12 protein-coding genes are annotated in these 13,225 nt (G+C 52.1%); 5 read left to right on the top strand and 7 right to left on the bottom strand.

The genetic code is table 11. The features are described 5' to 3' along the window. The first annotated feature begins 30 nt into the window (after positions 1 to 30). Entirely contained in the window at positions 31 to 1,719 is a 1,689-nt protein-coding gene (locus PRIO_RS06560) for a glycoside hydrolase family 13 protein (protein ID WP_020429794.1), read from the top strand. A 243-nt stretch (positions 1,720 to 1,962) separates the two neighbouring features. Beyond that, complete coding sequence (locus PRIO_RS06555) at positions 1,963 to 2,559, top strand: hypothetical protein (RefSeq protein ID WP_020429792.1); 597 nt, start codon at positions 1,963 to 1,965, stop codon at positions 2,557 to 2,559. A 312-nt stretch (positions 2,560 to 2,871) separates the two neighbouring features. Here PRIO_RS06555 and PRIO_RS06550 read toward each other — a convergent pair whose 3' ends face one another. Genes PRIO_RS06550 through PRIO_RS06540 form a run of 3 tightly spaced genes read right to left on the bottom strand, consistent with a single transcriptional unit; the run spans position 2,872 to position 5,318 of the window. Further along, a complete protein-coding gene (locus tag PRIO_RS06550; protein WP_020429790.1) occupies positions 2,872 to 3,654 on the bottom strand; it encodes a VOC family protein in 783 nt (260 codons plus the stop codon). Beyond that, on the bottom strand, positions 3,651 to 4,463 hold the full coding sequence (gene proC, locus PRIO_RS06545; RefSeq protein WP_020429788.1) for a pyrroline-5-carboxylate reductase: 813 nt from the start codon (positions 4,461 to 4,463) through the stop codon (positions 3,651 to 3,653). The genes PRIO_RS06550 and proC overlap by 4 nt, the downstream gene beginning before the upstream one ends. Positions 4,464 to 4,487: 24 nt before the next feature. Then, positions 4,488 to 5,318, bottom strand: coding sequence for a MetQ/NlpA family ABC transporter substrate-binding protein (locus PRIO_RS06540; protein WP_020429787.1), 831 nt, complete (start codon positions 5,316 to 5,318; stop codon positions 4,488 to 4,490). A 329-nt stretch (positions 5,319 to 5,647) separates the two neighbouring features. Here PRIO_RS06540 and PRIO_RS06535 point away from each other — a divergent pair, with 329 nt between their 5' ends. Then, positions 5,648 to 6,385 (top strand): glycerophosphodiester phosphodiesterase, encoded by a 738-nt coding sequence (locus PRIO_RS06535; RefSeq protein ID WP_039789524.1) that lies wholly within the window; start codon positions 5,648 to 5,650, stop codon positions 6,383 to 6,385. A 4-nt stretch (positions 6,386 to 6,389) separates the two neighbouring features. Beyond that, positions 6,390 to 7,646: an SLC45 family MFS transporter gene (locus tag PRIO_RS06530; protein WP_046501557.1), complete on the top strand. Its 1,257-nt coding sequence runs from the start codon at positions 6,390 to 6,392 to the stop codon at positions 7,644 to 7,646. 24 nt (positions 7,647 to 7,670) lie between these two features. Here the strand turns inward: PRIO_RS06530 and PRIO_RS33730 are convergent, their stop codons facing one another. The 4 genes from PRIO_RS33730 to PRIO_RS06510 all read right to left on the bottom strand — a co-directional run bounded on the left by PRIO_RS33730 (position 7,671) and on the right by PRIO_RS06510 (position 11,738). Next, positions 7,671 to 8,579 (bottom strand): GGDEF domain-containing protein, encoded by a 909-nt coding sequence (locus tag PRIO_RS33730; RefSeq protein WP_020429782.1) that lies wholly within the window; start codon positions 8,577 to 8,579, stop codon positions 7,671 to 7,673. A gap of 488 nt (positions 8,580 to 9,067) precedes the next feature. Further along, positions 9,068 to 10,351 carry an IS91 family transposase gene (locus PRIO_RS06520; RefSeq protein WP_331709847.1) on the bottom strand — a complete coding sequence of 428 codons (1,284 nt, stop codon included), beginning with the start codon at positions 10,349 to 10,351 and terminating at the stop codon, positions 9,068 to 9,070. 497 nt (positions 10,352 to 10,848) lie between these two features. Next, positions 10,849 to 11,148: a hypothetical protein gene (locus PRIO_RS06515; protein WP_046501545.1), complete on the bottom strand. Its 300-nt coding sequence runs from the start codon at positions 11,146 to 11,148 to the stop codon at positions 10,849 to 10,851. A gap of 5 nt (positions 11,149 to 11,153) precedes the next feature. Beyond that, a complete protein-coding gene (locus PRIO_RS06510; protein WP_020425919.1) occupies positions 11,154 to 11,738 on the bottom strand; it encodes a histidine phosphatase family protein in 585 nt (194 codons plus the stop codon). A gap of 280 nt (positions 11,739 to 12,018) precedes the next feature. On the opposite strand from PRIO_RS06510, the gene PRIO_RS06505 reads away from it, so the two are divergent. After that, positions 12,019 to 13,173 carry a phosphodiester glycosidase family protein gene (locus PRIO_RS06505; protein WP_020425918.1) on the top strand — a complete coding sequence of 385 codons (1,155 nt, stop codon included), beginning with the start codon at positions 12,019 to 12,021 and terminating at the stop codon, positions 13,171 to 13,173. The last annotated feature ends 52 nt before the right edge of the window (positions 13,174 to 13,225 follow it).

The following is a 13,225-nucleotide window of genomic DNA, read 5'->3' as shown; positions in this document are numbered from 1 at the left end:
CAGTTGATATAGAGACAGGAGTGCAGGAGCATGAACAAGCAATGGTGGAAAGAAAGTGTAGTGTACCAAATCTACCCCCGCAGCTTTCAAGACAGCAATGGAGACGGCATCGGTGATCTTCAAGGGATAATCTCCCGGCTTGATTATTTGGAGCAGCTGGGCATCAACGTGGTCTGGCTGTGCCCGGTATACCAGTCGCCCAATGACGATAACGGCTATGATATCAGCAATTATCAGAGTATCATGAATGATTTCGGCACACTCGCTGACTGGGAGGAACTGCTTGCCGGACTTCACGCCCGCGGTATGAAGCTGATTATGGATCTGGTGGTCAACCACTCCTCGGATGAGCATGCCTGGTTCGCTGAATCGCGCAAATCCCCGGACAGCCCTTACCGGGACTATTACATCTGGCGCGCGGGCAAGGACGGGCATGAGCCTAACAATTGGGGTTCCTTCTTCAGCGGCCCGGCCTGGGAATATGATGCGCAGACTGACGAATATTTCCTGCACCTGTTCTCCCGGAAGCAGCCGGATCTGAATTGGGACAATCCGAAGCTGCGGCGGGAAATTTACGATATGATGACCTGGTGGCTCGATAAAGGCATCGACGGGTTCCGCATGGACGTAATCAACCTGATCTCCAAGGTTCCAGAGCTTCCCAGTGTGGTGAAGGACCAGGAGGACGGCGAGCGGAGCTACCATTTTGGCGGTGAATATTTCGTAAACGGTCCGCGCGTGCATGAATACATGCAGGAAATGAACCGGGAGGTACTGTCCAAATATGACATTATGACTGTCGGTGAAGCCATCGGCGTTACCCCCGAGGAAGCCGCGCTGTATGTCGGCGAAGACCGGAATGAGCTGCATATGCTGTTCCACTTCGAACTGATGGAGGTCGATTCCGGGCCGAGGGGCAAATGGGATGTGCGGCCATGGAAGCTGGCGGATATAAAGTCTATCTTCTCCAAATGGCAAACCGCGCTGCATGGCAAGGGCTGGAACAGCCTTTACCTGAACAATCATGACCAGCCGCGCATGCTGTCCCGTTTCGGAGATGATAAACACTACCCGAAAGAGTCGGCCAAAATGCTGGCTACGCTGCTGCACACACTTCAAGGCACCCCTTACATCTACCAGGGCGAAGAAATCGGCATGACCAACGTGAAATTTGACTCTATAAGCGAATATAAGGATATTGAAATCCTGAATATGTATAAGGAATACCGGGCCGCGGGGCATGCGGAGGAAGAAATTATGAACTCCATTTATATCAAAGGCCGCGACAATGGGCGTACCCCCATGCAGTGGAGCGCGGAACCGCAGGCCGGATTCACCACCGGCACACCTTGGCTGGCCGTGAATCCAAACTATACGGAGATTAACGTCGAGCAGGCCCTGGCTGACCCCGATTCTATTTTCCACTACTATAAAAAGCTGATTGAGCTGCGGAAAAGCCATGACATATTCGTGTACGGGGATTATGCGATCCTGGCCGAGGAGCATGAGCAGGTGTATGCCTATCTGCGCACACTTGGAGAAGAGCGGCTGCTTGTCATGCTGAACTTCTTCGGCCGGCCTGCCGCTTTTGAGCTTCCAGCATGTGTAGTCTTTCAGGACAAAACGCTGGTTATCGCTAATTACGGAGTACAGCCGGAGGAGGATATCCGTTCCCTGTCGCTGCGCCCGTATGAGGCCCGGGTGTATAGGCTGAGATAGAGCTTTTGCATGTGTTGTTCTCATTCCGCTTAAAAAAAGGAGCCTTCCGGCTCCTTTTTTTAAGCCGCACAAAGTCAAACCTATGTATTGGTTCACTTCCCGCAAGCATATCTATTACTATTGGAGGGAGACTGGATTCACGGGAGTTTCGCTCACAAAACTTAGCTTATGCTTACGAAGTAAGTTTTGTACGAAGCAGGATTCACGGGAGTTTCGCTTACAAAACTTTTAGGAGGCGGCCTAATGCTCAATTTCCTGATGTACCTGTTCGCCCTGTTGGGGGTTTCATTGCTGCTGGCAGCGGGAATCCTGCAGATCAAGCTCTCTTCAGCGTCATCCGCCCGGAACAAACCGGCCTCTGGCCTAACACCCTTCAATTATAACTTTACCGAGCAATATATCACTCCGGATAAGTCCCATATTATCGCCTTGGATGAAAAAGGCAAACAGATGGCAGTAGGGTTCTGTAATCCCGCCAGCCCGGAAGCAGCATCACCGGCGATGTTCCCTTTTGAGCATATACTGGGATCGGAAATTGTAGAAAAGGCGCTAACGCTCACCAAGGTCAGCAAAACCAGCCGGATTACCACCAGCCCTGCCAGGCAAACTCCGGGTGCAGCCCCATCAGGCACAACCGCAATAAATCTTGATACTGACCACGCCGAGGAAATTACCGAGCTTACGCTCATCATCTATCTCAACAGCGCCGATACTCCGGTGCTCTCCATTCCATTCCTTCCGGGGCTTACGCCTGCCAAAAAAAGCGACTCCCAGTATTCACAAGCCCTCTGCACAGCCCGGCAGGTACATGAAATGATCCGCGGGATTGTGTCGGCCTAAGTTACCGGGCTGTCGTAAACGGCCGTAATCCCAGATGGCTATAGGTATTCCCGATATGATAGTTGGAAATTCTCCACTTATTTCTTAGCAAGCGCTTATTAATCAACACTTAGGTGGAATGTATCCACTTACATTGATCAAAAAAGACCCTATTTTCCGTTTTCCTTCAATTTAAGTGGCCTTTTTCCATCTATTTTCGAATTTATCGCCTGATTGAGAGAATTAGTGTACCTTTTTCCACTTCATTCTTGGGACTATACTTGGTGCTGTATTGGGATCCGGCATTGGGCAATGCCAAGCAATGCTATAGTGCTATAGCGCTGTAAAAACATAATCAGCCTGGCCAAAGCGGATTCTCCGGCCCGCCAAACCGGGGGCATCCGTTGCCAGCAGCAGTTCCTGCATCTGCTCCCCGTTCCCCTGCCGGAACACAAACGCCTTGTTTCCGATAGCAAGGGATACGGAGCCGTCTGCCGCAGATCTATGATTCTGGAAGGGCAAGCCAATCACTTGACTCCAATGAGCAGCGGTTGCCGCCGGATCAGTAACGGAGAAAACAGCCGCCCGTACTTCAACTGCTCCGGCAGGGTGGGGCCTAATAATGCCTGCTGTCCTAAGCTCCTGTTGACGCTGCCCGTCTGTGCCTTTCCACTGAATAACGAACGGGTAGACCAGTCCCTGAAAATGTCCGCCAATGGTCAACATCCGCCATTCAATCCATTGCCCTTGCTTGTTCAGCCGTCGGCCGTCCATAATCGGCGACAGCTTAAGGCCTTGCTGCTGGAGCAGCGCCGCAGTCTGCTCAATATCATCAGTGCGGATAGCCACCCTGCTGAAGCCCTCATGCTCGGGCAGCAGCTTTACAGCATCCTTGACGACAAGATTGGCAGTATCCGCCGATTCAGCCAGCTCCCGGTTCTCCACTGCCAGAAATTCCACATAGTTCAGCCCGAAGTAGCTCAGCGCATTATGGGTGCCCCACAGCTTGTGCGACCCGCCCGGGAATGCGGCAAGGCCATTGTCCGTAAAGGTCTGCACCGCCTGCTCCAGATCATTGATATAATGAACGGTATGATCCCATTGGAGGCTGCTCATGGATGTACCTGCCCCAGCTCTGTCGTGCGCTTCACGGCAGCCTTGACACTGCGCTGCAGCCCGGCTGCGAAATCGCTGTTGTTCAGCTCATACAGGGCATGGATACCGACGCCGCCCGGAGAATTGTTGATGTCCAGAAGCTGGCGCGGATGCTTGCCGCTGTGGCGCAGCATGGCAACGGCCCCTTCCACATTCTCCAGCGCGACCTGCCAGGCCTGCTCCCGGGGCAGACCGGCAAGCACTCCGGCATCGGCCAGGGACTCGATGAAATAATAGACATAATTCGGCCCGGCCACCCCGTAGCCGGTAAAGATATCAATCTGCGCTTCTTCCAGATACAGCACCTTGCCAAAAGCGTTCAGGAAGTCATCCACCTGGGCTTTGTCGGCAAAACCGTTCAAAGCCGCACCGCTGTAGCCAAGGCCGGTATCGGTCAGCGTATTCGGAATCACCCGGATAATCGGGCGTTCCGCACCCGCATACCCGCCCAGCCTGGCAATGCTCACTCCGGCCACGATCGACAGCACGGCGGCCTGGCCTGCCGCATGTTCGGCAATCAGCCTGCCGACCGCTGCCAGATCATCCTGCGGCCGCACCGCAATGATGATCAGCTCCGCCTCCCCCAGCTCCGCTGCCTGGGATACAGCTGCGTGAATACCGTAGGTATTTTTCAGATAGAGGTTACGTTCTTCATTCACATCCGCTACACTGATCTGTTCCGCCTTATAGGCGCCTTTGCCGATAACCGCCCGAATGATCGCCTCGGCCATTTGGCCGCCCCCGATAAAATGAATTCTTTTTGCCGCCATCCTGTGATCTCCTCCGCTCATTTATCAGTTATTGGCCCACGCATCCGGAAGTATAAAACCGTCATATTTGTCCTGCGCGTGGATGTACTCCTCGAATTCCTTGGATTCATAGGCTGCTTTCAGATCCTTCGCCCATTGGGTATCCAGATCGTCTTTGTTGACAGTTACGGTGACCCGGTGCTGCTCCGGTGTGTTCTCAATCTTCAGCGCTTCGGTAATTTGACGTTTGGCATTGGCAATATAGTTGCCGTTAACCACTCCATAATCCACATCGGCCAGCGAAACGAGAATCTGGGCAGAATCCAGCGCTTCCAGCTTCAGCTGATATTTGTCCGGCTCTACACTGCTAAGGTTGAAATCGGTTGTTCCGGCACCGGGTTTGACTTTCACCCAGCCCAGCTCCTCCAGAATCCGCACCGCCCGCTCCTGGTTCACCGGGTCATTCGGTATTGCGATAACCGAGCCGTCCTTCACCTCGTCGAGCGACTTGTGCTTCTCGGAATACAGCCCTTGCGGCGCACTCGGCACGAAATTCAGCACTGCCATATCCGCACCAATTTCCTTATTAATGCCCTCCATATACGCGGTACTCTGAAAAATGCTGGCATCGATAGAGCCTTCCTTCATCGCCGGGTTGACCTGCATATTCTGGGAAAAGGTTTTGATCATCACCTTATAGCCCTCTTTCTCCAGAATCGGTACAATGCCGAGGCGGAACTGCTCCTCATAAGTGCCTACACCAAAGCCGACGACGATGTCCTTTTTGTCTGCACCGGCAGCCTCTTTGTTCCCGCACGCGCCAAGCACTACCGACATTCCTACCAGTGCTGCAGCTGCCAATGTTCTGATTTTCATGCGCCAAACCCCTTTTCATCTTAAAAAAAGTTTCCGAAAGCAAAAGCATAGTTTACTTATCGGATTTAAAAGAATTAGTGATATGATAGCATGGCCAAATTTGAATCGTCAATGAGATTTAAAGCAGACCGAATAGCCCACGAAAGCAGACCAAAATAGCCCGCTTAATGTTTCATTAACGTCAGCTCAATGTTAAAATTGCCAAATCAGCGCCCTTTCGCTTCCGGCGGACAGGGTTTCCTGCTGGAGTGTTGAATATGAAATAGGAAGACCCGCACCTGCTGCGGCAAATGTACACTTACACTAATGAGACGGAGGAACTGAATGAGATGAACAACACAATTAATTTTGCGCACCGCGGCGCATCTGCGGTCTGTCCGGAGAATACGATGGCGGCATTCCGCAAAGGTCTTGAGCTCGGGGCAACCGGCATTGAAACCGATGTGCAGATGACCCTTGACGGAAGGCTGATCCTCATTCACGACGAGAGCCTGAACCGCACAACGAATCGCAGCGGATTGGTAAAGGATATGACACTGAGCGAGGTACTGAAGGCGGATGCCGGATCGTGGTTTGGCGCTGAATTTGCCGGAGAACGGATTCCTGTCCTGGAAGAACTGCTCGATCTGCTGCAAGGTCGTGACACCATCCTGAATATCGAGCTGAAAAACGGCACCTATCTCTACCCCGGCATGGAGGAAAAAGTGATCGCCGCTGTGCGGGAGTATGGCATGAGTGAGCGCATTGTGCTGTCTAGCTTCAACCATTATTCTCTCGCTTACTGCAAGTCGCTGGCACCGGAGATCCGCACCGGGATTTTATATGGAGAAGGCTTGTACCGCCCATGGGATTATGCCGCTTCTCTGCAGGCCGATGCGCTGCATGCCTATCATTTGGCCGTGCTGCCGGAGTTTGTAGCCGGGGCTGCGGAACATGGGGTTGTCTATCATCCATGGACCGTAAATGATCCGGAACGGATGAAATATTTAATTGAGGCCGGTGTAGCGGGGATTATTACCGATGTTCCGGATGTACTCGCCGGACTGCTGGCATCCAGAGGAGTGTGATGGAGTGAAAAAAGTCTGGCTGCTTGGCTTCGGCTTTTTCAGCATCAGCATTACATGGAGCTTGTACAATGCGTTTGTTCCTTTTTTTCTGGAAAAATATGTGCATAGCGTCGCCCTGATCAGCTTCATGATGACCATCGATAATTATTTCGCACTGTTTCTGCAGCCGTGGATCGGCAACCGCAGCGACCGTACGGCGACCCGCTTCGGGCGCAGAATGCCCTATTTGATGATCGGCATGCCACTGGCTGCTGTGCTGACTATGTTGATTCCGTTCCACAGCGGACTATTCACTCTCCTGCTGTTCATGATGCTGATGAATCTGGCCATGAGCCTGTACCGGTCGCCAACGGTGGCGCTGATGCCGGACATCACGCCGGAGCATCAGCGCACCAAGGCCAACGGGCTGATTAACTTTATGGGCGGAGCAGGTTCCATTCTCGCTTTTGGCGCAGGGTCCTATCTTTACGATTCGAGCCCCGTGCTGCCATTCGTGGCGGCTGGCCTGATCACACTGCTGTGCCTGTTCATTGTATCGCGGTTCATCAAGGAGGGCCGGGATGGCGTCAATACGGCGGCAGCTAATGCCCCGGCAGGTCCTGCTGCTGACAGGGCTCTTCAGCCGGGGGAGCTTGTTCTTCCCTTGAGCAGACCTGCACGCGTCTCCCTGAAAAAACAGCTGGACCGGACAACGGTCTGGCTGCTGGCGGCTATCTTTTTCTGGTTCGTGGCTTATCAGGGTGTTGAGACGTTGTTCACCTTGTACGGCAAACATCATCTCGGTCTTAGTGAGCAAGCGGCTTCCTTTTCGCTCACCTTCTTTTCGCTGGCTTTTGTGATTTTTGCGATTCCAAGCGGCTGGCTGGGCGGGCGGTTCGGGAAGAAGCCAGTTATTATTCTTGGGGTATGCGGACTGATGGCGGTATTTGCACTCGTAGGTTTTGCAGAAAATGTGCTGCTGCTGCGTGGTCTGCTGCTGCTGGGCGGAATATTCTGGGCTTGCATCAATATCAATTCTTATCCTTTTGTAGTGGCTACAGGAAATGAAGAAAGTATTGGCACACGGACCGGAATATATTATTTGGTCTCCTCGCTTGCTGCTATTACATCGCCTCCCCTGCTGGGGCTGCTGATTGACCTTACGGATTACTCTACCCTGTTCTATGCGGCAACCGCCAGCATGGCGTTTGCCCTTGTGTGCCTGCTGCTGATGAAAGGACGTGCCAGAGCAGTGAACACCGTCCATTCCAATAAAGCGTAACCGCGAAAAAACAGAACTCCCTGCTCACGCCCGCATGGAGTTCTGCTTATCGCCAAGTCTATTCGTGCTGGAAGCGCTGCTGTGGAGCAGGCTGGCGGAGCCGCCGGCGGGGTTGCTTGGACTTGCACTTTGGCCCTGCTTGTGCAGGGAATAGCGGCCGCTGCCCAACTGTTTGGCGTTGTACATGGCAGAATCGGCCTCTTTGAGCAGCTTCTGGCGGTCGATTCTGCCATGGCTCATAGTAATGCCGATGCTGGCTGAAACAAACAATTCATGTTTCTCCAGCTTATAATTGCGGGTCGTCTTCTCCAGAATCCGCAGCGCCAGCTGTTCCGCATCCTTGCGGCTGCAGCGCTTGGCGATGATCACAAATTCATCCCCGCCAATGCGGAAGATATGCCGCTTGCCTTTGCTGGAGAATTGGCTCAGCGTGGTGCCGACTGCTTTAAGCAGCAAATCGCCCACATGATGTCCAAGCGTATCGTTGATCGCTTTGAAGCGGTTCAGATCCAGAAACAGCACGGCGAGCTGCTCGTTAGGCTTGCAATGGTCCCAGAAGTGATCCATGCCGTTCTTGTTCAAAAGACCAGTCAAGGAATCCCGGTAGGCCAATTCCTTCAACTGTTCCCGTTCCGCCAGGAGCTGGCGCAGCCGGGAGAACAGGAACAGCATCCCCGCCAGCGTCAGAACATAAAGGGTGAGCGGAAGGAACAGGCTTTCACTATCAGGGGCATATTCCGAGAGGGTCTGCATCCCCAGCAGATGCATGACGCTTAATCCGGCGCCTGCAATAAGAATCATGAAGACCGCGCGTATTGCGCGGGCTTTTTGATGTTTGCCGCCGAATTTTGGGGACAAATAGTAAATACTATAGATGGTCAATGCTGCTATGAGCACCGACGATAAGGCCAGCATATAATTTCGGGCTTCCATCGTTCACTAGCACTCCCTTTTGCGTGTGAATAGTTTCGCACTCTGAAGCTGTACTGTACAATAATACACTGAACATTATCTGAACACCACTATCAATCACAGCGGGAAAAAAGCAGACAGCATAAGTATTATGCTTATTATCGGCAGGATCACCTTCTCCCTGCATGGGATGTTTTGGAATCCGATGCAGCAGGCTAAGCACAGAAGAAAAGGACATCATAATTTCCTAAGTAAGAACAAAATCACCCTGGCGGGTGAATAACCTTCTAGCCAACGGTCATTTGTCCGCTGGCTCTTCTTTTCTCACCAAGGTTCCATTACAAACCGGACAGAAGAACTCCGGGGATGCTCCGGCTTCAAGTTCATACGAACACTCTGCCACTATAAATTCAGGGACAGGATCTACCATCCCACATTCTACGCAGACATAATCAATCCATACCTCAGGTTCTTCCTCCCATGGCTCCCACAAATCCCATTCGCTCGGGTTATCCTGTTCGTTCTTTTGTCCTCGTACTTTTCCCACCTTTTCTCATCCCCCATTTCTTTTGGTTTGCGTATTCTCGCTCCTCGTCATAATAATAAATTCGCCCATATTCTGCATGCCAAATCACCACAAGCAACATCCGGTGCTTGCAGCATGGACAGCGCATCGGGTCTCGCCCGTAGCTTTCCAACATCCGCTGGCGGTAACTTTTTTTCTTTCGTTCTTCCGCAGGAAACGTCATTTCGATTTGTTTATGTACCATGAACCGCCACAGATTAATCACCTTCTGCGACTCTTTGTTTTTTCCTCTGCTATATAGACCATAGCGGCCCACCATCCGGAAATGCTTCGGGGGGATGTGCTGGACCAAATCATAGATAAATTTCATTACTGGCGACACGACGTCCACCCGTTTCCCTGTTCGGTGATCCTTGTACCAGTAGTGTACCTTGTGGTAGTCATAGCTGACTACACGGTACTCTGCAATCGCCGGGCGCGCTAAGTAACGCCCTATATATTTCGAGGCTCCCCGGGCATCTTTCATCCGCTGCTCCGCATTTACGTAGAACCCCTGCGGATAACGCTGGTATAGCTCATTCACCAGTCCCTTTATCCATTCTTCCTTCGGATACCATTTCATCATTAAATCCAGAAGTAGCTTCTGCCACGCTTTCCGCAAGTACTCATAGGAGATATACTCTACCTTCTTCCACTCCTTGTTCTGCTCTAGCGCACCTTCTGTGATTAATGTATGGATATGTGGGTTGAATTTTAAATCTCTTCCAAACGTATGAATCACTGTAATGACACCGACTTCATATTTCTTGCTCTTGTTTTTCCGCCGGTAATAATATTGAATGACCTTGGCCACTTGCTTACTCAGTTCATTTAACTTGTGTCGGTCTTGAAAAAATACCTTGCGCAATTCTTGCGGCACCGTAAATACCATGTGACGATGAGGTACATTTAGGATTCGCTCTTGCTGCTTTTCCGCCCATTCATCCGTATATTTCTTCCCACATCCATGACAAAAGCGGCTTTTACAGGTAAAGCAAATAAACACGGGCTCCGGTGCTCCCTTCGTGCATCCCTTGCACTCATATCTGGCATAGCCCATATCCCGTGTGCCACAGCGTATCGCTTTATTCACGGTTTCCGTGATGCTGCTATGAAGTCCTTTGGGCAAGTGATGTCCGTGCATTTCCATGAATCCATGAAAGTGATCTTTTAGAATCTGCCGGATGATTCCTCGTTTCTTCCACGTCTCCTGGTTCTTCACGTTCATCCCTCCTACCTTTTTCATCGGAGTTATCCACATTTTTTTGCATTGCATAATTTCCTAAACAAGAACAAAACGGCTACGTCGTCCTTCGCTGGACAACGTAGCCGTTTCCGATTTCAATTTTGCGCTGCCTGGAGCCTCCCATGAATCGCGCCGCAATTTCAAGTGGAAGTAGGTTAACAGTTGTAGCTCAAGCTCCTTGTGATTCGGTAGCTAGGTGGAAAAAAGGTAACTAATCAGCTCGAACACCTTGTGATTCGCTGGCTAAGTGGAAAAGGTCAACTAATCTGCCTCGAACACCTTCTGTTTCGCTAGCTAAGTGGAAAAAGGTCAACTAATCTGCCTCGAACACCTTCTGTTCTGCTAGCTAAGTGGAAAAAGGTCAACTAATTCGGCTCACTTTGCTCCAAACAAGGTAATTTAGACCAATTAGGTTCCCTTTTTCCACTTAAATCTCACAATTGTTGATTTTGGGGGAGAAATAAGTTTACTTTTTCCAACTAAACTAATAACTGATCCAAAAAATCTGTCCGGTGAATGGACGGATTGGCATCCTTGATTTCAGTTGCCAACCGGTAGGCCAGGCGCGCCAATTCAAAGGTATTTTTACCTTTGATTCGTCCCCCGACGGCCAGGCGCGCCAATTCAAAGGTATTTTTACCTTTGATTCGGCCGCCGACGGCCAGCCGCGCCAATTCAAAGGTATTTCTACCTTTGATTCGGCCGCCGACGGCCAGGCGCTCCGCCCGCAGGGCCTTCATTCCCGCGGCCCGAAGCTCTGCCCGGACTGCCCGGTGCATACTGTTCAGCGTTCAGCTTCCATATGTGCCACGCAGTTGTACAGTGCACAGGTCCAGCCGCTGTTATCCTTGACGATGTGGGTGATCGAGGTGTTTTTGAGCAGCTCGCCCACATCGAGGCCCGGAACCAGCTTTCTCAGGCTGCTGCGCAGAATGGCGCCGTGGCTGACGATGAGGATTCTTTTGCCGGGATGCCGTGCCGCAATTTCCTCGATGGCCCGGCTGCCTCTCTGCTGGCCCGATTCGTCGCTTTCCAGCCCCATGTCCATGCTCTTCCATCCGCTGCCCCAGCGCTGCACACGTTCGTCTTCTGTGGTGCCTTCAATCAGACCGCCGTTCATCTCCCGAACTCCCGGTACCTGCCCTGCAATCGGAATACCGAGCCGCTTCGAGATCACCTCCGCTGTCTGTACCGCTCTCAGCAAATCGCTTGAATAGATGTAATCCCACTGCTCCCCGCTCAGACGTTCGGCGATAGCCGCTGCCTGCTGCAGCCCCTCCTCATCAAGCGGGTTATCAGTATGTCCCTGAATCCGGCCTTCCTTATTCCATGCTGTGCTGCCGTGCCGAATCAAGCCTATGGTTGTCATTGGGTGGCCCACCTTTATTCATTGTGTGTAGCATTCTGTAGATTATAAACCATCGCTGCAACAGATGCATGCAGGCGCCGCTGAATCCCAAGGAAAACATAAGGCGTACGATGGGAAACATTGACGGTACTTCCACCTGGATATATGATGATATGGGCCTGTTTGCCGCAACCCGGCATCCATTCCTTTTTACATACGGTCCTCTCAAAGAGGCCAAGTTTCTATGTCCGTTGCTCTACAACGGATAAGTATCATACTTCAAAGGAGATCACTGTTTATTATGAAAAAGCTGTCCATTCTATCCCTCGTGCTCACGCTCATGCTCACTGCACTCCCGGCTCTACCTGCCAGCGCCGCAGCTACTGCGGCACCCAAAACCGCCGTCTATGTCGACAAAGACAACCACGCCTTCATTCCGCTAAGGTTCCTGAACGGTTTTGCCGGTATTCAGGCAGGCGTGAGCGGCCAAAACGGCAAAGAAATGACCCTCTCCAAAAACGGGACAACTGTAGTCCTGGTATCAGGCCAAGCGTCGGCCTCCGTGGGCGGCAAGTCCGTTAAGCTAAGCGAACGGCCTTTCAGCGGCAATGGGACAACCTATGTCCCCCTGTCCTTTATCAGTCAAACCTTTGGCCTGCAGTTAGTGTGGAATAAAACATCCGCTTCCCTTACTTTAGCTGCCGGTGATGATTCTGCTACTTTGCCTGTGTTATCCGGTGCTCTTATTTCCGCAAGCTCTCCGGCGGCCGTAAGCTCCAGGCACACCTATACAGTAGGCGGCAGATCCTTCCCTGTACAGATGGTGACCGTGTCCCTGCTGCACCCCGCGCTCAAGCTGGATGTTGTCCTTGCAGGCAACACTGTAGGCAAGACGGAAGCGCTCGGCAGTATAGCCAAGCGCAGCGGGGCTGTTGCCGCCATTAACGGTACGTTTTTTGACGCTTATACAGATGCGGCCTACAAAGCTCCTTACGGTTATATTATCAGCCGCGGAAAAATGCTGAAAGACAGCCCGGCAGATAAACGGACCGTCTTCGCTTATGACAACAACCTTCTGGCCGAACTGATTCCGGGCAGTCAATTCCTGGCGCGCTTCAATGCCGGTACTGTCACAGGAGCAATCCAGGCGGGTCCCCGGCTGCTTGTAGACGGTAAAGTGGCGCTGAATGTAGCCGCTGAAGGCTTCCGGGACCCCAAAATCTTAACCGGCGGCGGCTCCCGCAGCGCACTGGGCCTGACCCGGGACCATAAGCTAATCCTTCTGACCTCCGGCGGGGCAACCATCCCCCAATTGGCACAGATCATGAAGCAGGCCGGAGCGTATCAGGCGATGAACCTGGATGGCGGCGCATCGAGCGGCCTTTTTTACAGCGGTAAATATCTGACCTCACCCGGACGGCTGATCAGCAATGCGCTGGTGGTCAAAACCAACTAAGCCCCCGAAATCGGGGCCATAATCCTTCTATTAACCCCGCCTGCCTCCAAGC

Source organism: Paenibacillus riograndensis SBR5, from assembly GCF_000981585.1.
Taxonomy (GTDB): domain Bacteria; phylum Bacillota; class Bacilli; order Paenibacillales; family Paenibacillaceae; genus Paenibacillus_AQ; species Paenibacillus_AQ riograndensis.
Note: the sequence above shows the minus strand (reverse complement) of the source record. Positions and strands in the feature narration are given on the sequence as shown.

What these genes read in the sequence shown, in the direction of transcription:
- PRIO_RS06560 (WP_020429794.1), top strand. Translation starts at nt 31, where the DNA reads ATGAACAAGCAATGGTGGAAAGAAAGTGTAGTGTACCAAATCTACCCC.
- PRIO_RS06555 (WP_020429792.1), top strand. Translation starts at nt 1,963, where the DNA reads ATGCTCAATTTCCTGATGTACCTGTTCGCCCTGTTGGGGGTTTCATTG.
- PRIO_RS06550 (WP_020429790.1), bottom strand. Translation starts at nt 3,654, where the DNA reads ATGAGCAGCCTCCAATGGGATCATACCGTTCATTATATCAATGATCTG.
- proC (WP_020429788.1), bottom strand. Translation starts at nt 4,463, where the DNA reads ATGGCGGCAAAAAGAATTCATTTTATCGGGGGCGGCCAAATGGCCGAG.
- PRIO_RS06540 (WP_020429787.1), bottom strand. Translation starts at nt 5,318, where the DNA reads ATGAAAATCAGAACATTGGCAGCTGCAGCACTGGTAGGAATGTCGGTA.
- PRIO_RS06535 (WP_039789524.1), top strand. Translation starts at nt 5,648, where the DNA reads ATGAACAACACAATTAATTTTGCGCACCGCGGCGCATCTGCGGTCTGT.
- PRIO_RS33730 (WP_020429782.1), bottom strand. Translation starts at nt 8,579, where the DNA reads ATGGAAGCCCGAAATTATATGCTGGCCTTATCGTCGGTGCTCATAGCA.
- PRIO_RS06520 (WP_331709847.1), bottom strand. Translation starts at nt 10,351, where the DNA reads ATGAACGTGAAGAACCAGGAGACGTGGAAGAAACGAGGAATCATCCGG.
- PRIO_RS06515 (WP_046501545.1), bottom strand. Translation starts at nt 11,148, where the DNA reads ATGCACCGGGCAGTCCGGGCAGAGCTTCGGGCCGCGGGAATGAAGGCC.
- PRIO_RS06510 (WP_020425919.1), bottom strand. Translation starts at nt 11,738, where the DNA reads ATGACAACCATAGGCTTGATTCGGCACGGCAGCACAGCATGGAATAAG.
- PRIO_RS06505 (WP_020425918.1), top strand. Translation starts at nt 12,019, where the DNA reads ATGAAAAAGCTGTCCATTCTATCCCTCGTGCTCACGCTCATGCTCACT.